The 23,554-nt window shown below is 37.7% G+C and carries 23 protein-coding genes; 15 read left to right on the top strand and 8 right to left on the bottom strand.

The window, feature by feature from the left end; all coding sequences use genetic code 11:
- Nucleotides 1-52: 52 nt before the first annotated feature.
- Together FN756_RS13475 and FN756_RS13470 are read right to left on the bottom strand one after the other, a co-directional pair.
- Complete coding sequence (locus FN756_RS13475) at nucleotides 53-1,195, bottom strand: imelysin family protein (RefSeq protein WP_142604638.1); 1,143 nt, start codon at nucleotides 1,193-1,195, stop codon at nucleotides 53-55.
- Nucleotides 1,196-1,285: 90 nt separating this feature from the next.
- Nucleotides 1,286-2,476: a DUF4856 domain-containing protein gene (locus FN756_RS13470; protein ID WP_142604637.1), complete on the bottom strand. Its 1,191-nt coding sequence runs from the start codon at nucleotides 2,474-2,476 to the stop codon at nucleotides 1,286-1,288.
- Between the two features lie 144 nt (nucleotides 2,477-2,620).
- Here FN756_RS13470 and FN756_RS13465 point away from each other — a divergent pair, with 144 nt between their 5' ends.
- The gene (locus tag FN756_RS13465) at nucleotides 2,621-2,932 is read left to right on the top strand and encodes a DUF962 domain-containing protein (RefSeq protein ID WP_142604636.1); all 312 of its coding nucleotides are present in this window, start codon (nucleotides 2,621-2,623) and stop codon (nucleotides 2,930-2,932) included.
- 74 nt (nucleotides 2,933-3,006) lie between these two features.
- On the opposite strand, the gene FN756_RS13460 is transcribed toward FN756_RS13465, so the two are convergent.
- Entirely contained in the window at nucleotides 3,007-3,477 is a 471-nt protein-coding gene (locus FN756_RS13460; protein WP_142604635.1) for a hypothetical protein, read from the bottom strand.
- A gap of 112 nt (nucleotides 3,478-3,589) precedes the next feature.
- A complete protein-coding gene (locus FN756_RS13455) occupies nucleotides 3,590-4,783 on the bottom strand; it encodes a proline dehydrogenase family protein (RefSeq protein ID WP_142604634.1) in 1,194 nt (397 codons plus the stop codon).
- A 154-nt stretch (nucleotides 4,784-4,937) separates the two neighbouring features.
- Between FN756_RS13455 and aroB the strand changes: the two genes are divergently transcribed.
- From aroB to FN756_RS13410, 9 genes are all read left to right on the top strand, one after another.
- Nucleotides 4,938-6,008, top strand: coding sequence for a 3-dehydroquinate synthase (gene aroB / locus FN756_RS13450; protein WP_142604633.1), 1,071 nt, complete (start codon nucleotides 4,938-4,940; stop codon nucleotides 6,006-6,008).
- Nucleotides 6,009-6,467: 459 nt separating this feature from the next.
- Nucleotides 6,468-7,295 (top strand): prephenate dehydratase, encoded by an 828-nt coding sequence (locus FN756_RS13445; RefSeq protein WP_142604632.1) that lies wholly within the window; start codon nucleotides 6,468-6,470, stop codon nucleotides 7,293-7,295.
- A gap of 161 nt (nucleotides 7,296-7,456) precedes the next feature.
- Entirely contained in the window at nucleotides 7,457-8,557 is a 1,101-nt protein-coding gene (locus FN756_RS13440; RefSeq protein ID WP_142604631.1) for a chorismate mutase, read from the top strand.
- Nucleotides 8,558-8,650: 93 nt separating this feature from the next.
- Nucleotides 8,651-9,919: a 3-phosphoshikimate 1-carboxyvinyltransferase gene (gene aroA / locus FN756_RS13435; protein WP_185955292.1), complete on the top strand. Its 1,269-nt coding sequence runs from the start codon at nucleotides 8,651-8,653 to the stop codon at nucleotides 9,917-9,919.
- A gap of 52 nt (nucleotides 9,920-9,971) precedes the next feature.
- On the top strand, nucleotides 9,972-10,193 hold the full coding sequence (locus FN756_RS13430; protein WP_142604629.1) for a hypothetical protein: 222 nt from the start codon (nucleotides 9,972-9,974) through the stop codon (nucleotides 10,191-10,193).
- Entirely contained in the window at nucleotides 10,193-10,495 is a 303-nt protein-coding gene (locus FN756_RS13425) for a type II toxin-antitoxin system RelE/ParE family toxin (RefSeq protein WP_142604628.1), read from the top strand. Before FN756_RS13430 ends, FN756_RS13425 begins: the two co-directional genes overlap by 1 nt.
- Nucleotides 10,496-10,565: 70 nt before the next feature.
- Nucleotides 10,566-11,639, top strand: a complete 1,074-nt coding sequence (gene aroC / locus FN756_RS13420; RefSeq protein WP_142604627.1) for a chorismate synthase — start codon at nucleotides 10,566-10,568, stop codon at nucleotides 11,637-11,639.
- Between the two features lie 162 nt (nucleotides 11,640-11,801).
- Nucleotides 11,802-12,683, top strand: a complete 882-nt coding sequence (locus FN756_RS13415) for a restriction endonuclease (protein ID WP_142604626.1) — start codon at nucleotides 11,802-11,804, stop codon at nucleotides 12,681-12,683.
- Nucleotides 12,684-12,785: 102 nt separating this feature from the next.
- Nucleotides 12,786-13,325, top strand: a complete 540-nt coding sequence (locus FN756_RS13410; RefSeq protein WP_142604625.1) for a DUF1697 domain-containing protein — start codon at nucleotides 12,786-12,788, stop codon at nucleotides 13,323-13,325.
- Here the strand turns inward: FN756_RS13410 and FN756_RS13405 are convergent.
- From FN756_RS13405 to FN756_RS13395, 3 genes are all read right to left on the bottom strand, one after another.
- Complete coding sequence (locus FN756_RS13405; RefSeq protein ID WP_142604624.1) at nucleotides 13,318-14,298, bottom strand: CobW family GTP-binding protein; 981 nt, start codon at nucleotides 14,296-14,298, stop codon at nucleotides 13,318-13,320. The two genes, FN756_RS13410 and FN756_RS13405, sit on opposite strands and share 8 nt — an antisense overlap.
- A 202-nt stretch (nucleotides 14,299-14,500) precedes the next feature.
- Nucleotides 14,501-16,696, bottom strand: a complete 2,196-nt coding sequence (locus FN756_RS13400) for a TonB-dependent receptor (RefSeq protein WP_142604623.1) — start codon at nucleotides 16,694-16,696, stop codon at nucleotides 14,501-14,503.
- Between the two features lie 60 nt (nucleotides 16,697-16,756).
- Nucleotides 16,757-17,083 (bottom strand): hypothetical protein, encoded by a 327-nt coding sequence (locus tag FN756_RS13395; protein WP_185955291.1) that lies wholly within the window; start codon nucleotides 17,081-17,083, stop codon nucleotides 16,757-16,759.
- A 309-nt stretch (nucleotides 17,084-17,392) separates the two neighbouring features.
- Here FN756_RS13395 and FN756_RS13390 point away from each other — a divergent pair, with 309 nt between their 5' ends.
- From FN756_RS13390 to FN756_RS13370, 5 genes are all read left to right on the top strand, one after another.
- Nucleotides 17,393-17,974: a DUF4136 domain-containing protein gene (locus FN756_RS13390; protein ID WP_142604621.1), complete on the top strand. Its 582-nt coding sequence runs from the start codon at nucleotides 17,393-17,395 to the stop codon at nucleotides 17,972-17,974.
- Between the two features lie 64 nt (nucleotides 17,975-18,038).
- Nucleotides 18,039-19,088: a Gfo/Idh/MocA family oxidoreductase gene (locus tag FN756_RS13385; RefSeq protein WP_185955290.1), complete on the top strand. Its 1,050-nt coding sequence runs from the start codon at nucleotides 18,039-18,041 to the stop codon at nucleotides 19,086-19,088.
- Between the two features lie 26 nt (nucleotides 19,089-19,114).
- Nucleotides 19,115-19,993: an ROK family protein gene (locus tag FN756_RS13380; protein WP_142604619.1), complete on the top strand. Its 879-nt coding sequence runs from the start codon at nucleotides 19,115-19,117 to the stop codon at nucleotides 19,991-19,993.
- 144 nt (nucleotides 19,994-20,137) lie between these two features.
- Complete coding sequence (locus FN756_RS13375; protein ID WP_185955289.1) at nucleotides 20,138-21,355, top strand: PQQ-dependent sugar dehydrogenase; 1,218 nt, start codon at nucleotides 20,138-20,140, stop codon at nucleotides 21,353-21,355.
- Between the two features lie 132 nt (nucleotides 21,356-21,487).
- Nucleotides 21,488-21,964, top strand: coding sequence for a GNAT family N-acetyltransferase (locus tag FN756_RS13370; protein ID WP_142604617.1), 477 nt, complete (start codon nucleotides 21,488-21,490; stop codon nucleotides 21,962-21,964).
- Between the two features lie 90 nt (nucleotides 21,965-22,054).
- Here the strand turns inward: FN756_RS13370 and FN756_RS13365 are convergent, their stop codons facing one another.
- A complete protein-coding gene (locus FN756_RS13365) occupies nucleotides 22,055-23,551 on the bottom strand; it encodes a PepSY domain-containing protein (RefSeq protein WP_142604616.1) in 1,497 nt (498 codons plus the stop codon).
- Between the last annotated feature and the right edge of the window lie 3 nt (nucleotides 23,552-23,554).

Genomic DNA, 23,554 nt, shown 5'->3' with positions numbered 1-23,554 from the left:
ATAACTCTTAAATCAAAAAATCAGAATCGGGTTCTGAAAAACTTGGCTCATTTTAGTCGCCATCATTATCTGTATAAGTAATTACAATACCCATAGCGGATGTCATGTCAAGTTTCATATAACGAACGGCGAGTTGCATTTCATCAAATGTAATCGTCATTTTTGTTCGGTCAGTTTGAATCTGTTGCATAAAATACGGTGATAAATCATTCAACTTAGCCAATGCTTTAACAAACTGTTCATCTAATACATCGGCCAATAACTTTCCGTTGTTATCCTTGGTATTTAAAGCTGCGAAATAGCTTTTAATCGAAGGTCCGGTTGTACTTGAATTAAACGCTTTTCCTCTATAGAAATCCAATACTGCTTGTTGCGCTATTAAAGCCAAGTCTTTTGATAAATCTTTTTTGTAATACGCTTCAATTTTTTCAGGAGATGGAGTTATTAAAGTTGAACCCATTATTCCGGAAGGAATTCCTATTTTCCCGGAACGTACGTATCGCTCATAGTTTAAGATGTAACCATTTAGTAAAACAGCTAATGATGAACTGGCATCTGTTCCAGATTTGCGAATAAACTCATCACGGTAGCCGGTTGTCCAAGGGGTATATACCTTGTTAAAAATGACATTCATTTGAGCGGTAAGCTTTTTTAAATAAGCAATGCGTTTGGCGGCATCACTTGCTGTAGTATAAAAAGCCACAATATCAGCATCACTTCCGGCTAAACCATTTATTAAATAATCCAAAGCAGGAAATCCTTGCTGGGAGTAGGTTACAGGCAAATCAAAATTGATTGTACCGTTAGCTATATTAGCATTTATTGCCTCTACATTAGTGGGGTAAATGTTAAAAAAAGATCGTATGGTTTGAGCCTGCGAAGGACCAACATCTATCATCTCAATTTTTTGCCATTCTTTATAAGCATCTACCCAGGCTGTTCTAAAATCTGCTAAAGAGGTGACAGTTGGAGCAGCTGTAAAAGCATCGCATTTACTCACCATTAAATCCAATTTAATCTTAAAACCCGCATAAGAAGGAATGATAATATTATCAGCAAGATTGGTTAATAAAGCTTTTCGATCAAAACTCGGGTTGAGATCCACAGGTTCAGAATTATCTTTTTTTGAACAAGCATAAATGCTTAACATTATTAAGCAAACCATCCCTATTTGTTTAATATTTAATATTCTCATCTGGCGGAGTATTTTCACCTATTAACGATAGAGGTGGGTTACTATTCCTATAGAATCAGCAACCCACTTATTTAATTTTAAATCTTTTAATTAAAGCGCAAATTTAGCTCTTATTGCAGCATCTGCAGCATTTATTTTATCATTGGTTAAATCCCAGTAACCACCAGAAGATCCAACTAAAGCACTAAGGATATCATCAGAGAATTTTGCATTAGCGCCATGAATGGTTGCAAAACGTAAAGAATAAATAAATCCTAAGCCTTCTCCAATGGCATGAGCACGGGTACCTTCATCTGTACCTGTTTTCCATTTACCTAAATAACCCAAAGCTGCAGCCGCAATAGCTTTTTCCATTTGAGTTCTGATAAATAATGCCTGTGCTTTCAATTCAGTTTTGTCATTATTAACAATGGCAGCGCGACCTTTTAAGAAAGCTGGATAAATTTTAGCATAATTAGCTTTGTTGTACTCCCAAATGTATGAACCTAGAAATGATTCAGCAGTACCTTTTTGCGAATCAGTTGAACCTGCCAAATAGATCGGATTAAGCGTTAATGAACCGTAAGCTTCATCCCAATTTTGCTCTAATTGGGTGTAATTTTTACCAGCAACTAACGTGTAATTATCAGCATCTAAGCCTTTATTTAACAATACATTTGAAATATAATCTAAGCTAAATGCACCGATTAATCCTTTTTGAATAATCTGAGTAGTTTCAAAGCCTTTTGTATCTACTAATGTTTTAGCATTAGATGCATTTAATACATAACCGGCAACACCCCTTACTGCAGGAATATTAGCTGAAATGCTTATTGTAGCGAGTGTAGTAAAATCTGACTCTATTTTTGTGCGAACTGCTTCTGCATCAGTAGCAGATAATGATGCGGCAGTTACATTACGTAATTGTACACCCGAAGCGTTTAACGCAGTATAATCAGCAGGAGCTGGGTTTGTTGTTGCAGTAAATGGATTATCAGTGTTAGCAAACATCTTTTTTAACACGTTAGCATCTACTGTTTGAGTTTTCCAAGTATTTGCATAGGTATTAATACCCTGAAATACTCTGTAACGGAAGTTTCCTGTGGAAACATCAACAGTTGAGGCTCCGGCAGCGTCAACAAATAAAGTATTAGTATTGTCGTACTTGGTATCCTCTACCAATTTAGTATATACAACCGCCGGACGTAAAGACGGTTTTACATCATCCTTTTTGCAAGATGTAAAACCGGCCAGTAGTAATGCAGAAGTAGCCCCTAATAGGTAAACGTTATTCCTTTTCATACAATGTAAATATTAAGATTTTTATTTAAACTGATTTTAAATTGCAGGGCAAAGATAACTCTATTTATAATAAGTCCAAATAAGATGAAAAAAAGTAAGGTTCTATTTACGTTGATGAAGGAAGGTTTTTATTAATTTTAACAGATGGAAGAAATAAAAAAACACAAATCGTTTGATGAGTTTTATCTTTTTTATCTTACCGAACACAGCAATCCTATAAGCAGAAGATTACATTTTATAGGTACCGGATTGGTTTTACTTTTATTACCTGCAGCAGTACTTTTTCACGCCCCTAAACTATTGTTACTGATTCCTGTGGTGGGTTATGGATTTGCCTGGATTGGTCATCTCTTCTTTGAAAAGAACAGACCTGCAACTTTCAAATATCCATTATGGAGCTTAGCAAGCGACTTTAAGTTATTTTTTGAGATTTTGTCAGGCAAACAGAAAATTTAACGAAGACCAAAAAAATGTTGGATGGACATTAATTTGCCCATCCAACGTAGTTAATAATTCAATAATATCAGCTACTAACGATACTCCGAAGCTTCTTTTTTCAGATCGATTAAATTATCCTCCAGATCTTTGTATTGAGCCTGCAATTTTTTATAAGCATCTTCTAAACCGATTTGATCTGCCCGTACCGCTTGGCGTTTCTCTCCGGGAATATCCACATCATCTACCACACTTTTATGATCCGTAACCAATTTACCCATTGAATCAATAACAATCTTTTGGCGTGCCATATACCCACGAATACGACCTCGAAGTTCATTGTAAGCACTATCGTTCCTACTCTTTGCTAAGACCATCAACGAGTCTTTTTGAGTAATTGTTTTTACTTGATTATTTATAAGTTGATTATAAACAGAATCCATTGCCGCTATATCAAATAATGATTTTGCATGAGCGTCTTCTAGTTTCTTTTCTTTCTCAGCATTGGTACATGCCGCAGCTACAAAAATGGAAACAGGTATTAGAATGGAAAATAATTTTTTCATAATGATTAGCAGTTTGTTATCTAAATATAATTTAAATTTTACTAATCTAAAACAATCAAAAAAGAAGCCATTCCTTTTGAGAATGGCTTCTTAAAAACTAAACACAGCATTATTATTTTCTTCTTTTCAACTCTTTAATGATCAAGCCCAACTCTCGGCCCATTTGACCCGCAATAGCCGTATTTTCTTGAGCTCTACGGAACAAATAAGGCAAAACAGCTTTCACAGGACCATAAGGAACATATTTGGTTACATTAAACCCGGCATTAGAAAGATTGAAACTTAAGTTATCACTCATTCCTAATAATTGTGAAAAGTACACTGATGGATTTTTTGATTCAATACCCTGCTCTCTCATCATGTTTACCAGTTTCATACAACTGTTTTCATTATGGGTTCCAGCAACAAAAGCAACAGCTTTTAAATTATCCATGCAAAACTTGACTGCATCGTCATAATCACGATCAGAAGCTTCTTTATTAGGTTGAATTGGCGACTCATACCCCATTTCCAAAGCTCGTTTGCGCTCTTTTTCCATATACGCACCACGCACTAATTTGGCCCCAACTGCATACTGGCCTTTTTGTCCGTCCTGAACATTTTTCTTTAAAAATGCCAATCGATCGTGTCGGTACAGTTGGTACGTATTATACACAATAGGATCAATACGATTGTATTTCTGCATCATGTCAATTGCTAAATAATCAATTGTATCCTGGATCCAGCTTTCTTCGGCATCAATCATAACAGGAATCCCTGCTTGATAAGCAGCATGACAAATATTCTCAACACGTGTTTTCACACGCTCCCATTCTTTCTCCTCTTTTTCAGTTAGTTTTTCCTCTTTCTGAATCTTCTCCAATAACTCAAAACGACCTACGCCTGTAACTTTGAATACCGAAAAAGGAACTTTTTGATCTTTCGTAGCACGATTAATGGTTGAAATAACTTCATGAGCTGTTTCAACGAAAGCTTTTTCGCTATTCTCTCCTTCTACCGAATAATCAAGAATAGTACCTACGCGATACTTCGCAAGGTTATTAATTGTGCTTTCGCAATCTTTAATTGTTTCTCCCCCGCAGAAATGACTAAAGATGGTATTGCGAATGATACCTGTAATCGGCAAACCGATTTTCATAGCAAAATTGGTCATAGGAGGACCAATTTTCACTAAGAAATTCACATTAATTACTTTAAACAGCCAATAGGCTTTTTTCAGCACTGGGTCCGACATGTGAGAAAAAGCAACTTCAGTATTGTCGAATGATAGCGCTGACGGTTTATTGATGATTGGATCGTCTATCATGCTGCAAAGATATGTTTTTGACCCACGCTCTTCAAACATTTCCACTCAACTAGCCTCAAAAACATATTATTTTCATGAAAGAACAAAAAATGAATGCTATGGTTTACTCCAATTAACCGATGGTATTTAATCAGAAATTGTAATTTTGGAAACTATGACTCTAAATTCTATTAAAAGCACTGGATATGAAGTAGTTTTTGGTGATGCATCAGAACTATTGATTGATTTCTTGAACAAGAATAGCTATTCCAAAATATTTTTCCTGGTTGACAGCAACACTTCTGAACATTGCTATCCGATTATTGCTATGAATTTAGCCGGAGATGTTGAATACGACATTATTGAAATTGATGCGGGCGAAGAAAGTAAGAACATTGACATCTGCATTGGAATTTGGAAAATGCTGCTTGATTTTGGTGCAGACCGCAAAGGATTGATGATAAACTTAGGCGGAGGCGTTACTACCGATATGGGAAGTTTTGCGGCCGCCACTTATAAGCGAGGCATTGATTTTTTACAAATCCCTACTACCCTACTTTCGCAAGTAGATGCTTCAGTTGGGGGGAAAACAGGAATTGATATTGATAACATCAAAAATATCATCGGCACATTCAGCAATCCCCAAAAAGTGATCATCGACACTGCCTTTCTCGAAACTTTACCTAAACGTCAACTGGTTTCTGGTTTTGCCGAAATCATTAAACACGGCTTGATTATGGACAAAGCTTATTTTGAAAAGACAAAGGCGGCAGGAATTGAAAAAATTGATGATGAACTTATTCATCGTTCGGTAGAAATAAAGAATGAGATCGTAACGGAAGATCCGCATGAAAAAAATATCCGCAAGAAATTAAATTTCGGGCATACGATCGGTCATGCAGTTGAAAGCTACTCTTTGCAAACAGATGAAAATCCGTTATCTCATGGTGAAGCTATTGCAATCGGCATGATATGCGAAAGCTGGCTATCAGTTAAACATTCAGGATTAAGTCAGGAGGAGTTTAAAGAAATTTACGATTATATTCTTTCGGTATATCCGGCTTATAAAGTGAATGAAATGGCATTTGCCGAGATCATGGCCTACATGAAAAATGACAAGAAAAACGAAAGCGACAAAATCAATTTCACCCTGCTAAACAGCATCGGCACATCCTCTATAAATTTCTATTGCGAAGAAGATGAGATCGTGGAATCAATAAAATTTTATAACGGATTGATCAAATAGCTTTTCTTAGAAAAATCAGTATTCCAAATTGTGAGCGGATATACGACTTCAAGTCGTGTATCCGCTGAGCTAAGGCGAGAGCTGGACAGTGCAGGTTTTCTAAAAACTGCTCAACTTCAACTTAAGAAGACAATCATTTTGACATATATAAACTCATCACAAAACCTCAAAATCATTAAGACAATTACCAAACAAATGCTAAATAATTAGCAAATCAACAACAAAACACACAAAAGCATTTATTTTTATTATTTATTATTGAAAAACTTTTGTTTTTAAGAAAAATAAGTATAGGTTTGTATTAATCGAAAAACAAAAAATGAGATCACACAACGCATATTGGTTTGGTTACTTTTACTTTTTTAGTGAGAGCCGGGACTAGTATGTAGGTACACATAAGATACACACATAAAAAAGTCCCGGCGCAAACGCCGGGACTTTTTTATTTACAAAGCAATTATGAACACACCCAGAGTAGCAATACAAGGAATTAAGGCTTCTTTTCACGAAGAAGCCGCATTAAAATATTTTGGTGATAACGTGGAGGTTGTAGAGTGTACAACCTTCAAACAAACCTGCGAAGCCTTAAAAAACAATAAGGCAGATTTTGCAGTCATGGCCATCGAAAATTCAATTGCAGGAAGTTTGTTACCTAATTATAATCTTTTACGTGAATACAACTTTCCAATTGTTGGTGAAGTGTATTTACACATTCAGCTACATTTACTGGCATTACCCGGAGTAAAATTTGAAGATGTGAAATATGTTCATTCACATCCTATTGCCATCCGTCAATGCGGGGAGTTTTTTGAAGAGTTTCCAAATTTGGAAGTACTGGAAAAAAGTGATACCGCCGCTTGTGCTCGCAACATTCGCGAAAACAACTTATTAGACACAGTGGCCATTGCTAATCTTTCTGCGGCAAAACTTTATGATCTTGAGGTTTTAGAAAGGAGAATAGAGTCCAATAAAAAGAACTTCACTCGTTTCCTCATTTTGGCTAAAGATCAACAGGATATTGCAGGAGTAAACAAATCTTCCATTTGCTTTCAAGTTGGACACACAATTGGCTCATTAGCAAAAGTTTTAAACATTTTCTCTGAAAACCATATTAACTTAACTAAGATTCAATCAATGCCAATTATTGGCAAACCGAGTGAATATAATTTCTATGTGGATTTGGAATGGGAAGAAGAAAAGCAATACGACCATTGCATGCGAAAGTTACTTAAGGCAGTTACGAATCTGGCGGTAATGGGAGAATATAAAAAGAATCCCATGAAATAGGAATTCAGACTTGAAGGTTAAAAGATGAAAGTTAGAGTTGAATGGCCGATAGGGAAAGATAAACCCAACAACAACTCGTAACTCGTAACTCGTAACCCATAACCCAAATTTAAAATTAATTACACACAACCCGTAATCATATAATAAAGCCCACACACATTATGAAAGTATTCGACATCACCCCAATTAACGAATGGTTCCCATCGGTAGGCAACCCTCTCCTGATCGCCGGCCCTTGTAGCGCTGAAAGCGAAGAACAGGTTTTAGCTACTGCAAAAGAGTTAAAACGAACCGGAAAAGTAAGCGTTTATCGCGCTGGCGTTTGGAAACCGCGTACTCGTCCGGGTGAGTTCGAAGGCCATGGCACGATTGCTCTTGAATGGTTAAAAAAAGTAAAAGCAGAAACAGGCATGCCTGTAACCTGCGAAGTTGCAACTGCCAAACACGTAGAAGAAGCATTGGAAGCCGGGGTGGACATGTTATGGGTTGGTGCACGAACTACGGTAAATCCTTTTTCAGTACAAGAAATTGCTGATGCCTTGAAAGGCGTTGACATTCCGATGTTGGTTAAAAACCCTGTAAACCCTGATCTTTCATTATGGATTGGCGGCATTGAGCGCCTCTACAATGCAGGTATTAGAAAAATTGCAGCCATTCACCGTGGATTTTCTTCATTCGAAAAATCAGCTTTCCGCAATGAACCAATGTGGGAAATGGCAATTGCCTTGAAAACTCAGCATCCTGAATTACCAATCATTGTTGACCCAAGTCATATTTGCGGCAATCGTGAGTTAATTTCATACATCTCACAAAAAGCGATGGATCTTGACATGCAAGGCTTAATGATCGAAAGTCATATAAACCCTGCAGCAGCATGGACCGATGCCAAACAACAGGTAACTCCTGAAGCGTTATCAAAACTGATTGGCAATTTAACCCTGCGTAAAGCTGAATCAGAAAACATTGAATTTGTAAGTAAACTAGAGCAGCTACGTCAGAACATTGACAAGTTAGATGATTTAATCATTCAGAAAATGGCTGAACGTATGCAAATCGTTGAAAAAATTGGGGAGTACAAACGTGATAATGACGTAACGATTCTACAGGTTAATCGTTGGGAAGAAATCATTGCAAAACGCACCGCATTTGCACAAGCATTAAACTTAAGCGAAAATTTCACTCACCGTTTATTGGATCTAATCCACAGCGAATCAATTCGTCGCCAAACGGATATCATGAATGAAAAACCGGTAGAGCAATAGAGTTAATAGTCCATGGTCAATAGTCCATGGAATTTAAAAAATAAAACGATTTATTTCCATGGACTATGAGCAATGGTCCATGGACATTATACTATGAACACAAGCATCCTCGTAAGCAAATCGGACAAAATTATTAAAGGCGAAATCTCATTGCCTGGCTCAAAAAGTGAAAGCAATCGTGCGCTTATTATGCAAGCCTTATGCAAAAAACCTTTTGAGATAAGAAATCTGTCGATAGCTGATGATACCGTTACTTTATCAAAAATCCTGAACGTTGATATTAAAACTCAACAAACAACAATTGATGTAGGTCCTGCGGGTACAGCCATGCGATTTCTTACTGCTTTTTTATCGGTTACTCCAGGAGAATGGATCTTAACCGGAACTCATCGCATGCTGGAGCGCCCGGTCAAGTTATTAGTTGATGCCTTACGATTATTAGGTGCTGATATTGAATATGCAGGGAACGAAGGCTTTCCTCCTTTGCGCATCCGAGGTAAAAACCTTGAACTCACCAATGAAATTTCGATTGATGGAAGTGTAAGCAGTCAGTATATTTCTGCTTTGCTCATGATTGCTCCTACACTACCAAAAGGTTTAATTCTGAATCTAATAGGAGGTGTTGCCTCTCGTCCGTACATTGAAATGACCTTAGCAATGATGGCTGAATTGGGCATTAAACACGATTGGACCGGAAATACAATTAGTATTAGCAAGCAGGAATATCAACCTAATGATTTATACATTGAACCCGATTGGAGCGGCGCTTCGTATTGGTATTCAATGGTTGCCTTAGCTGATGAAGCTGACATTAAGCTTATCGGTTTAAAAGGCCATAGTTTACAAGGAGACAGTGTAGCGGCAAAAATCATGGAAAACTTTGGAGTGAGTACCGAGTTTCTAAAAGATGGAATACGACTAACAAAGGAAAACAGACCGATTTCTGTTGACTTTATCGACTTTGAACACTGCCCGGATATTGCTCAAACATTGGCTGTAACCTGTGCGGCTTTGAAGCATAACTGTACGTTCACCGGCTTGGAAAGTTTAAAGATTAAAGAAACCGACCGGGTTTTAGCCTTACAAAATGAACTAGCCAAGTTTGGCGTGTCGATGACTCAAGATGAACTCAGCTATCACATAGATTGCGATAGTATTCAAATCAAAAGTGACAGCATGGCTTTTATCAATACTTACCACGATCATCGTATGGCAATGGCTTTTGCTCCCTTAGCGATCACCAATGGAAGTCTTGAAATTGAAGATCCTGCTGTAACAGGTAAATCCTATCCTTCTTTCTGGGAAGATTTAACAAAAGTAGGGTTTGAGTGTAAGGAGCTAGAAACTGAAATAAGGAACTGAAACTAACTTAATTGGATTAAGAATTATTATTTTTGTTAGAAAGAGTTAAGAGATGAATATTCAAGCGGAAAAAATAGAACTAGCAAAATTGGTATTAAACACCAACGACCCTAAGATTATTCAGTCAATTAAACAAATCTTCAAAAAAGAAAAAACAACTGATCTTTGGGACGAGTTGACTCCAATCCAACAAAAAGAGATCAAAGAAGCTTCTCAGGAAATAGACCAAGGAAAAACTACCGACTACGAAACCTTTATGGCAAAACATAGATAATGGGTAGAAAAGTAGTTATTTCAAAATTAGCTGAAAATAAATTAGAAAACTTATTCAATTATCTGATCGAAAACTGGTCATTAAAAGCCAAGCGTGATTTTGTAAAAAAAATTGATCAATTTATTGACGTTATTAAAGAACACCCCGAAAGTTTTCCTGAGTCACAAATTGAACGAGGTTTACATAAATGTGTGATAACTAAACAGACAACCTTATATTACCGATTTGACTCCAAGCAAATTAAAGTAGTTACCATTTTTGACACCCGACAAAATCCCCAAAAAATAAAAAAGGATTTATAACGTACAAATCAAGACAACACTCCCAACTGAAACCTGATTTCTAAATACTCAAATATCCCAATACTAAAAAATGGCTGGAAATACATTCGGACAAGCATTTAAAATAAGCACTTTTGGTGAATCACATGGAGTTGCAATCGGAGTCATTATTGATGGCTGTCCGGCAGGCTTGAATATTGACTTAAATCAAGTTCAATCAGATCTTGATCGCCGTAAACCCGGCCAATCAAAGATCACGACCCAACGCAAAGAGTCGGATACAGCACAAATTCTATCCGGAACATTTGAAGGAAAATCAACGGGTACGCCTATTACTTTTTTGATTCCGAATGAAGATCAACGCTCAAAAGATTACGACCATAACGTTGGCGCTTTCCGTCCTTCGCATGCCGATTATACCTATCAGGCTAAATACGGCATTCGCGACCATCGCGGTGGCGGACGGTCATCTGCCCGCGAAACGGCCGCTCGCGTAGCAGCCGGTGCGGTAGCCAAAATGTTCTTAAAGCAAGTAGCCGGTATTGAAATTAACGCCTATGTTAGTCGTGTAGGAAAAATGAAACTCGACAAGACTTATCAAGAGCTTGATTTAGCATCTGCCGAAAACAACATTCTGCGTTGCGCTGACCCTGAAATGGCCGAGCAAATGATTCAATACATTGATCAGGTGCGTAAAGCCGGAGATACCGTTGGCGGAGTGATTACCTGCGTGGCTAAAAAAGTTCCGGTTGGATTAGGTGAACCGGTTTTTGATAAGCTCCATGCCGATTTGGGCAAAGCCATGCTTAGCATCAATGCTGTACATGGTTTCGAATACGGATCTGGGTTCGATGGCGCCAGCATGCTAGGTTCTGAACACAATGATCTTTTTGAAACCGATTTTTCTACCAAAACTAATTACTCAGGAGGTATTCAGGGAGGAATCTCCAACGGACAGGATATTTTTTTCAATGTCGCTTTTAAACCGGTGGCCACCATTATGCAAGGTCAGGCTACGGTCGATAAAGATGGCAATGCGGTTGAACTGCATGGCAAAGGCCGGCATGATCCATGCGTAGTCCCTAGAGCGGTTCCTATCGTGGAGGCCATGACGGCACTCGTTTTAGCCGATCATTGGTTACGCAATAAGAATTCAAAAATTTAAACAGTAGGCTGTTTCTCAAAAGTATCATGGAAACCATCAAAGTGACGCGAAAAGCTTAACACTTTGGAGATCCAGTGTTTTTTAAGCGAAAGGTAAAAATCTATAGTGAGTTTTTTAGGACAACCTGCTTTTATTACTATTTAACGCAACATCCAAATAGATATGGACATCCCTAAGTTTGACGAAACATTTTTACCAATACTGGAAACTTTAAAGACAGGTAAAATCTATAAAACCCGTGACCTAATAGACGAAGTAAAGGCAAGATTTTACTCTGAACTATCCGAGGAACAACTGAGACAAGAAACAAAATCAGGTGATTTGCTTATCGACAATAGAATAGCTTGGGGGAAATCCTATTTAAAAAAGGGTGGTTATGTTTTTTTTCCTGAAAGAGGTTATGTGCAAACAACAGAAAAGGGCAAAAACCATTCTGCGAGTTTGAATGTAAGAGACTTGGAAAATGAATCTTCGCTTTTTGACTTTTATAAACAAGAAACTGCAAAATCTAACACAAATACAATTTCTGAAACTAACGTTTCATCTCCACAGGACTTAATTGACGAAGGTTTCAAGAGAATTGACGATGATGTAAAAACTGAATTATTAGCTAAACTCAAGGGAACTAACCCATACTTTTTCGAAAAGGTTGTTTTAAGGCTTCTTAAAAAAATGGGATATGGAGAATTCATTGAAACAGCCAAATCAGGAGACGGCGGAATAGATGGAATTATTAATGAAGACCAACTAGGCTTGGATAAAATTTATATTCAGGCTAAAAGATTTAATGATGGTAAAGTAAGAGAGACCGATATTAGGAATTTCATTGGAGCGATGAGTGGCGACACTAATAAAGGGGTGTTTGTCACTACTTCAGATTTTGATAATAAGGCTTTGGAGAAAGCTCGCTCTGCACATCACAAAATCATTTGCATTGATGGAAAAAAGTTGGTTGACTTAATGCATCAATTTAATGTTGGAATACAAGTAAAAACGACTTACGAAATTAAACAGGTTGACGAAGATTTTTTTGATGAGCAATAACCCCCCGTTCTACGAAGTCTTCCACAGGGTGACTTCGTAGTTCTGAATAAAGCTTAGCTTGAGTCAGCCTCACTATTCTTTGTTTTTTATTGAACTTACTTTATGGAAACCATCATCTCAATTTTACGAGGCATCAATGTAAGCGGGCATAAAAAAGTTCCGATGGCAGAGTTAAAAGCTTTGTACGAGGATTTAAATTTCAAAACCGTTCAAACTTACATTCAAAGCGGAAACGTCGTTTTTAAAAGCGAGCAGAGCAATGACCTCTCGATGCGGATTGAACAAAAGATTTTTGAACAATTTGATTTTCATGTGCCGGTATTAACACTAACGGTGAGTGAACTTCAGAAAGTAGTAGAAGAAAATCCTTTTCTTAATCAGAAAGATGTCGATCCGGATAAACTCCACGTTACGTTCCTAACTGAACAGCCCAAATCAGACAATTTGGAAAAGCTAAAGAATATCAATTATGAACCCGATCGGTTTATTATTTCGGGTAAAACAGTTTACCTATCGTGCCCGGAGGGTTACGGGAACACTAAATTAAACAACACCTTTTTTGAAAACAAACTGAAGGTGACCGCTACCACCCGCAACTGGAAAACAGTGAATAAACTTTACGAGATTGCTCAAACTATATAAATGAAATCGTGCTTAGGCAGTTTTTAAGTCCTTTTTCAATAATATCACGGCGCAGTTTTTTACCGATAAAAACTATTTTGCTGGTTCGAACCATGCCATCCTGCCAATCCGTTCCTAAGGTAATCGCCGCGTTATTTCTCACCGATTGAACAATACAGCGCTCATCCATTCCTTCGAAATTCAACACGCCTTTCACCCTGTAAAAACTTTCTCCCTGAATCATCAACAGAACATTTAACCAGTGTCTGAATTTAAGCAGATCAAAGGGCTGTTCGAATGTAAAACTGTGCGAAACGATTTCATTGTGCACATTTTCGTGATTCATGGCCACAAAACGCATTCTATTTTCCACTTCGCGCACTTTGTACGAACCAAGATTAAGAAGATCATATTGGGTTTGGGCGCCAAATTCAGCTTGCACACAATCAGCAAAAGGGTTAACTTTTTTTATGGTCGCAACAATCGATTGAAGTTGATCTTCTGTTGCGGTATCCGCTTTATTAATAACAATCAAATCCGAAAAAGCGATCTGTTTACTCCCTTCTTCCCTATCCTTCAACATAGCTTCAACATTTTGCACATCCACCAAACAGATTACACTATCCAGCCTGAAATTCGATTGAATCAGATTATCGCCTATAAATGCAGCGGCAACAGCAGCAGGATCAGCAATGCCGGTAGTTTCTATCACCAAATGATCGAACTTTTTATCCATTTGCATCAAACGCTGAAGCACCTCACCGAACTCCCCATTCATTGAACAGCAAATGCAACCGTTGGAAAGTTCAAAAATATCATCGCTGGTACTCGTTACCAGTTCACTGTCAATACCGATTTCTCCGAACTCATTCTCCAGAATCGCAATTTTAACTTCAGGATTTTGTTTGATGAGATGATTAAGCAAAGTAGTTTTTCCGGCGCCTAAAAAGCCCGTGAGTATAGTAACAGGAATGGGATGGTGATCATTTAACATGAGGGGCAAAATTAGAAAAATACTTTGACGATACAGCTTCGACTCACTCAGTATGGCACAATTGAGCGTCACGGTCGTCAGCCTGAAAACTATTTAACCGCGGACTGAGTGGAATCAAAAGTATGGAAATTAGAATAAAACAGTAAATAATAAAACACAGCCGTTGCAAAAAAGCAGGGCTGTGTTTTATCTGATTTACTTATTAAAAACTAAGCTTAGCCCCTCCGTTTACCACAAAACCATCTAAAGGTGCGTAAACATCTGCAAAAACAGGAGCATCAGGCGTTCCTGAATAAACCGTACTAAATTTAGTCTGGCGGATATCGGTAAAGTTTTCGAAGTTGATAAATAAACCAAAATGTGAGAATTTCTTTTCGGCCATAAAACCGCAAACCCAATAAGGTTGCCCTTTATTACCATTGTTGAGTAACTGCTCACTGAAATAATAAGCTTCTAAACCCATTCTGAAGCTCCCTTCTTTTTCATACATCAAAACAGTATTAATGCGATGTTTTGGGGTAAGCTTTTTTATTACTTGAATAGCATTAAAATGATCTTTTGCATCTGTAAAACTATAGCCTAAAAACAATTTCAACTCATTGTAACCCAATTTTAAATTTGTTTCGAAACCACGACTATCAATATGTCCGTTGGCATTAGCATATGAAAAAGAGCCAATTCCTGATGAATCAGAAAGAACTAATGGATTATTTAGATAGGTATAATAGAACAATTGGTTGAGCGATACAGTGATCTTATCAGCAATAATACCTCGATAATTAAAATCACAGTTCAATCCATAGGAGTGTTCGGATTTGACTTTTGACGGATCAATTGGATTGAGATTTCTGAATCCAATTTTTTCAGCATCTTCAGTAAATATAGTTGGTGTTTTATAACCTAAACCACCGCCTAACCTTGATGTTAAATATTGAGCCATACGGAAAAAAGCAGAAACTCTTGGCAGTACAAAAACTTCGGTGCGTTGTTCATGATAAATGCTTCTCCAGTTCACTACATCCGTACGCAAGCCTCCTTCTAAACTAAACCAATCTTTAAACTTTATAGTATTCTGAACAAAACCCCCAGTCGAAATCTGATGCATATTAAGTTTTGAACCTGATTGTATTTTTTGCTGATTGAATTTTTCGGTTGATAAGTTCAAACCTGTTACCCAATCCATACCCTTGGTGGTTCCCGCTAAAGTCAATTCCGAAAAACTTAACAACTGATTGCCATAAAACTGATGATCACGATAGTCGATACTGCGATCAAACCAACTAAAAGCATTTTTGATTTGAAGATGGGTATTTCCTTTTAGCGAATTATCGTAACATAATTGACTCCCTATCCGTTTTGACAGATTACGTTCATAATAACTGCTCTCATTCCTATCTCCGGAAATATAATTCATATAACCACCCAGGCGATTTTCTGTAGAAGCATCGATCCCCACCATTAGTTTCTGGTTAGACGATAAGCGTTGGTAAAGCCTTGGGTTAATTGTAAAACGGCTGAATTGGGGAATAGCAGAAAATCCGGTATTTGATGGATCATACGCTTTTTGAAGATTAACGGCCGCATAGGTTGTAACACCGGTTTTACCATATTGACTCGCATAAAACCCGCTTGCGTCAAAACCTTTAGCCGAAGTTCCGTTAAACATAAAACTATATTCAGGTTCAGCTTCTGGCCGTCGGCTGATCATATTCACCAAACCTGCAATGGCTCCGCCGCCATACAAGGTTGAAGCCGATCCTTTTATTACTTCCACCTGACTAAGGTCGAGTGGTGGAATTTGCATTATGCTTAACCCGCTGGCAAACCCTGAGTAAACCGGAAAACCGTCTTTAAGTAATTGCGTATATCGGCCGTCCATACCCTGAATTCTGATGGTTGCATTAGCCGAAGTAGCAGAAGTTTGTTGCACCTGGATACCTGTACTCTCAGCCAACAACATTTGAATACTTCCCGGCTTCATATTGGCCTTTTCAGCGAGCTCCTCACCACTAATTGCCTCTACACGTGTAGGCAAGTCAGAGATACTACGGCTGCGTCGCGTTGTGCTTACAACGACTTCTTCAATTTCTTCCTGCTCTGGATTAAGTACTACTTTATGTTCGGTAGTTTTATTTTCTGAAACAACAACGGTGTCGATTTTTGATTTGAAGCCTAATAATTTGAACTCCAGTATTTGTTTGCCGGAGGGGACGTTTTTCAAGATTAATATACCTTCATGATCTGAATATGCAGAACGATTTAAACCTTTAATCAAAGTTGTCACTCCTGCCAATGGTTCGTTCTTTTCAGCTGAGCGTATAGTAATTCTCAGAGAATTTTGCGCGTAAAGTAAATTGCTCATGCCCATGAGCAGCAATAAAATAAATATCTTCCTCATAAAATGAAAAGTTAAAACGATAGAATTGATCCAATGGATCTTAGAAATTAAACTATGGAATTAGCTTAATTGAGGTGGTTGCCAGATGGGATTAGAACGTTGAAGACTGTAATGGTTAATGTATTTCACTAAAAGAGGTACCGGATTAATGGAAGGCAGCTCAATTATAATACTTACAGCGGCATTAGTTACAAAACCACTACACGATGAACAGGCGAAAAATGGAGAACAAGTTCCTTTGCCTGTTTCGTCATTGGTGTGAGATTTTTTATCATTTCCTTTAATAGTCGTCACAGTATCCTCAGAATCACAATGATCCCAAGCACAACAAGGAGTAACTGATAAAACCATTACCCAAAAAGTCCATATGTACAACAGGTACTTCACCGTGCAAATGTAAAAACCTTTTCCTTAAATAATCACTTTACCTTGGTCCAAACCGTAATTCATTTTGTACTCACAATCAATATATAAGTGGCCCATTAATTGATTCATTTGTACAATTGCATTTATTACATTATTTTCAGCATGAAAAACCCGAAGACCGAAACTCGGCCACGGGCGTGAACGTTAATGGCGTCCCGATAATTATCGGAATTGATAGGCATTAAAAAGCAAAATGCAAAACATTCATGACTGCCTTTTAAAGCTATTAACTCACGAATAATTACTTCAGAAAAAAGGTCTAAATTAAGCATGAGAAATAGTACACTTCTTGTTTTACTAATTGTTACAACAGGTTGTACATCTTATCAAATTTCAACCGACAAACACCTAAAAGCTGATTTTTCTACTTATAAAAGCTATGCATGGCTCCCCCCTACTGATACCATCAAAAACTCTGCTATCGACAGAAAAAAGTTGATTAAGTCTGTGTTTGTTTATTCCAACACGCAGCTTAATGCTCACGGGATGATGATCGATACTCAAAATCCCGATTTGTTGATTCGCTGTTACACCATGGTTCAAAATAAAAATGGGTATAAATACAACAGCCCAATAAAAAGAGGCATTGATTTTAATAAAAGGTATAAGAAAAATGACTTTCCAGGTATGTATATAAATGTGAGTCCTGAATACTCTGCGTTAGCCGATCATTCAGTTGAGTATGAGGAAGGCACTTTATTAATTGAAACCATTGATTTACAAACCCGTAAGATTATTTGGTCTGGAAAATCAGGAAATGCGCTTGCAAAAACCAGAAAATTAGATGAACGCTTACAAAAAGCGATTGAAAAAATTTTCAAGCATTTTCCGGCAAAACCACGTAAAAAATAATTCCAGTTTCACCTTAGACTCCCTTTGCTCTTCTTTTTTATTTTTGATAATACAGCACAACAACATGATTACCCCTATAAAAACCGGACTTTGTTCATTTGGCTCTTCAGGCGAAGTATTTCATGCACCCTTAATCTCATGCTCAGAAGGGTTTGAGCTTCATGCTGTGGTTGAACGTCATTCTGATCGGGCTATTGCAAAATATCCGTCAATTAAACATTATAAGGATGTACAGGAGCTCTTTGATGATCCGGAATTGGAACTTATTGTTGTAAATACACCCAACAATACCCATTTCGATTTTGCAGCAAGAGCATTAAAAGCGGGTAAACATGTACTTATTGAAAAACCATTTTCAAATTCTGTAGAAGAAGGAAATGAGCTTATTAATTTGGCCAAAGTACGGCATAAAGTTCTCACCGTATTTCATAACCGACGCTGGGACGGTGATTTTAAAATAATCAAAGAGGTTATCGACAATGGAGTTTTGGGCCGTTTAGTTGATGCTGAATTTCGTTTTGAACGATACCGCCGTACGCTTAATGTAAAAAAACACAAGGAATTAATCGGACCGGGATCAGGTTTACTTTATGAATTAGGCACTCATATTTTTGACCAGGCACTTGTATTGTTTGGAAAGCCGGAAACCGTTTTCGCTGATATTCGAACAACCCGAGACAACTCATTAATTGATGATTATTTTGATGTTCTGTTCTTTTATCCTCGCTTCCGTTTAAGGCTTCGAAGCAGTATGCTGGTAAAAGAAGAAGGGCCCGGATATGTGCTTAATGGAACGATGGGTTCTTTCCGTAAAAACAGAATGAACCTACAAGAAGATTCCCTAAAAGCTGGCATGTTACCTACTGACGAAGGTTATGGTATTGAGCCCAAAAAGCAATGGGGATTATTAAACGCTGAAATCAACGGAAAACAAGTTCGCAAACACCTCAAAACTCCTCCCTCAAATTATATGGACTTTTATAATGCTTTATATGAGTCAATTCGGGAAGGCAAAAAAGCACCTATTGAACCTCAAGATGCATTACTTGGGATAGAGCTTATTGAAGCCTGTTATCAAAGTCAGCATGAAAAGAGAATTATAGCTATTAGATAGCAACCTTTTATACATTAAAATTAAACATGACAAAACAATCAGAATACGGAATAGGTGTAGATATTGGTGGTTCACATATTACAAGCGCAGCAATTAACTTGGAAACAGGGGAAATATTCCCGGAAAGTCTATTCCGAATGCGTGTAAATTCACAAGGCAAGGCTGAGCATATTTTATTGGTATGGACAGAATGCATACAAGCTTCTATGAATACGGTCGGGAAAGAAAATGTGAAAGGCTTAGGTGTTGCCATGCCGGGACCATTTGATTATGAAAATGGGATTAGCCTTATTAACGATGAGAATCAGAAGAAATATATTTCTCTCTATCAATTAAACCTTCGTGAGCACTTAGCACAACGACTCAACATTCAGCCCGGCCAACTATTTTTCAAGAATGACGCTGCTTGTTTTTTGCTAGGAGAAGTATTTAACGGCGCAGCAAAAGGCACCCATAATTCAATCGGAATCACGTTAGGAACAGGACTCGGTTCTGCCATAATGATCAATGATGATTCGAAAGATGCTGAACTATGGTGTTCTCCTTTTCGTAACGGAGTTGCCGAAGACTACATTTCAACACGTTGGTTTTTAAAAAGATATTATGATTTATCCGGCCGTAATGTAGCCGATGTAAAAGAATTAAGTTCTTTAATTCAAATTGACAAAACGGCAAAACTGGTTTTTGACGAATTTGGATCAGCTTTAGGCGAATTTCTAAAACCTTTGGTTCTGAAATATAATCCAGAGGTCATCGTTATTGGTGGTAATATCGCCAATGCCTGGCCGCTATTTATTGATCCTGCGACTAAAGAAATCGAAAGTGTTTCAAAGGACATTAAAATCCAAAAAGCTATCCTTGGCGAAGAAGCAGCATTAATTGGAGCCGCCAGTCTTTTAGCTTAATTGAGTAATAAAATCCCCTTATTCTTACTTTAACAAAAAGTTAGAATCGAAAACTGTATTAAAATGGCCCTATCAAGCCTGAAATACAGTTTTAGATTTTTTTGCTCACTTTTTGCGCCATTTTTTAGAATAAAACTTGGCGTTATGAAAAAGCTATTTTTTTTATTGGCCATACTAACGATGGCAACATGTAAAAAGGATAGTATCGATACGGATGCTATAAATCCAACAGATACAGTTGTAACAACAAAGCCAACTGATACTGCAACAAATCCAATTGATACTACGATAAATCCAATTGACACTACAATAAATCCAATTGACACCACCTATACACTCATCGTATCAACTCTTGCAACAGGCCTTGATACTCCCTGGGAAATGGCGGCACTGCCTGACGGTAGAGTTCTAGTAACCGAACGACCAGGAAGGATTCGTGTTATTACTAATGGCACGCTCTCTCCCACTCTATGGATGGATTTAACTTCAATAGTTAAAGAAAATGGTGAATCAGGTTTAATGGGCATTTCTGCCGACCCTGATTTTAGTACCAATAAATATGTATATGTAGCCTATGCCTATACCAACGCCTCCGGAAAGTTTAGCATAAGGTTAGTTCGATTAAAAGAAGATGCTGCTCAAAAAGGAATTGAAGATAAAATCCTGATCGACAATGTGAGCGCAAACTCCATACACGATGGCGGCGCTGTTAAGTTCGGACCGGATAGAAAATTGTATTGGAGTGTTGGCGATGCCAATCAACCTTCTGAAGCCCAAAACAAAGCTTCTCTTAATGGTAAGATTTTACGACTGAATTCAGATGGCAGTATTCCGACGGACAACCCTTTCTCTAATTCATATGTCTATAGTTATGGTCATCGAAACCCTCAAGGTTTGGCCTGGCAACCGGGCAGCAATCTATTGTTTTCCACCGAGCATGGACCATCTGGAACACCAGCCTGCTGCCGTGATGAATTGAACTTGATTGAACCTGGTAAAAATTATGGATGGCCTACTATATATGGAACTCTTACTGCTGCCGGAATGCAAAACCCTCTGATTTATAGCGGAGATAATTACACCTGGGCCCCTGGCGGCATCATCTTTATTACCCAAGGCAAATGGAAGGGTTCAGCCGTTTTTACAGGACTAAGAGGACAAAGCTTATACCGGGTGGTATTTGATCCTGCTAATAATCGTAAAGTACTAAGAATAGAACGTCATTTAGAAAACCAGTATGGACGTTTACGCGATGTAAGAGAAGCTCCAAATGGCGATTTATGGATTGCTACGAGTAATCAGGATGGCAGAGGAACGCCAATGGCAGGAGATGATAGAATTTTGGTTTTAAAAGTTCAATAGAAGTGAATAATTGATTTCAAACATTTACTTGTGAACTAAGCGGAGGCTACGACAAGCCTCCGCTTCTGTTTCTATAACACTGCTTCATTTTATTGATTGTAACTGTTAAATTGTAATATAACTCGAGAACTTATGGATACAAAAATCAGAGAAGCGAACCTGGAAGATCTTGAACGCTTATACGAACTTTGGATTGAACTGATTAAAATTCACAAGGACCATCATCTCATCTTTAAAATCACTGACCATCCAAAAGATTCAATTATATCCAATTTGAAAACCCGTTTTGCACAAGCTGATACAAAAATATTTGTGTGCACCGTTGACAATAATGTTGCCGGAATGATGATTACTAGTTTTTCAACAGGAACTGAAGCTTTCCTGCTTCACAAAAAAGGCTATATCGCTGAAACCATAATCAGCGAAAAATACAGAGGATACGGTATTGGAAATTTGTTATTTAAAGAAGCTGAAGACTGGTTGATTAAGAAAGGCGCAGATCATCTCGAATTACAAGTTTCTGCAAAAAACCATACCGCCTTAGAGTTTTGGTCTACCCAAGGATTTACGGTATCCACCAATCACATGATTAAAGTTCTGAAAAAATAAGGAATGTATGTTCAGTAATTGCACATCGATCATGGATCATGATGAGCGAAGTCGAATTGGTAAAAAGCCTTCGACTCCGCTCATTTTCTTTTAGTTTGCTATCACTTTTTTCTTCTTCTTTAAATAGAAAAACACCAATAAAGTACAGCCTAAAAGAGTTGCAAGTAAATTTCCGAAAGCTGCAATGATCGTTATCACATCTCTGGTGGTTTTGCCCAGGGCATCGGTAAAGTGAAATTTATGCAACATGGCAAAACTTAAACCTTCGTGTAAATCTTCATCATCAATACGAGTTGATAGCTTTCCGGTAGACGTTTCTACATAGAACCTTTCATTGTGATTGGTATTGAATTGCACTTTCATTACAGGCAATCGTTTATTTACAAAACCATATTCCCCTTCAAAATTTGTGACCGGACTGGATGATACAAATTTTGAAGCATCATTCCCACTAAATCGAGCTGCCATATAATTTGCATAGATTGCGTCACCATTTTTCAGCTCGTTAAGCTCAGGCAGTGAGTAGTAATGAACTGATGATTTAAAACCTTTGCCTTTCATGCCCATCATTTCAGAGGCCATATTCATTTTCTCACAGCAGTCTTCCCTCTGCTTACCATTATCACTTACACGCAGAAAATTTTGATCCTCCATCTTCACTAAAGAAACATTTACAACTCCTCCTTTGGCAAAAAAAGCTGACTTACTAAAAGCTAAATCTTCCGCATTGAAGGTATCATCCATAAAATAATCCGCTCTTGTATCAGGCTCTATTTTTTTTAAAGCATGATAGGCTCCGCTAGAAGTGAACATCAATGTAGTAATTGAAATACTTACAGCAACCCGACGGTGCCAACGGCGGTATTTCACCTGGCTATTCGCAGCTGTTTTAGCTTTGGTAATCCTGGAAATATAGATCCCCATAATAACCGTTAAAAAAGCAATCGATGCTAATGCCCCCAAAACGAACAAACGAAAGCTCCCGAAGAAATGCAAAAACTCCCAACTATGAAAATTGCGAAAAAAGCTATTAAAAATCGCTCTTTTATTATCCATGGCAAGCCCCAAACGATCTGAAGAGGTGTCGACATATAAGCGAATACCATCATTTCTGTCAAAACTCACTTTGTAAACAGGTAACAACCGATTGATCTCCACGTATTCCTTATCAAACGATTGGACAAACTGGGTTGAAGTTATTTTTGATTGATCATCACCCAATAACTTTGCCGCCAGCTGATCAGCATAATATTGATCGCCACTTTTAAGCTCCTGACCAGTTTTAGCATTAAAATAATGTAGCACAGCATCATGCTTAAGCTTTACTTGATAAAAAGAAGCTTCATTCATCTGTACGATCCTGAAATTACTGATCGCCTTTATCTGATTTTGCAGTAATACCTTATCAATTCCAATTGCTAATGATGCACTGTCAATGGGCTTAGCATACAGAAACTGGTTCTTGATTTTCGGTTTTATCGTAGTCATCAATGGGTGCATGATGCCACTGATCGTCCACATGATAACCGGTAAGGCTATAAGAATGCTCAGACTACGATGCCATTTGTAAATATTTCTTTTGATCATTTT

The organism is Solitalea koreensis (assembly GCF_900182575.1).
GTDB classification, from domain to species: domain Bacteria; phylum Bacteroidota; class Bacteroidia; order Sphingobacteriales; family Sphingobacteriaceae; genus Solitalea; species Solitalea koreensis.
The sequence above is the reverse complement of the archived record's forward strand: the minus strand, read 5'-3'. Positions and strand labels throughout refer to the sequence as shown.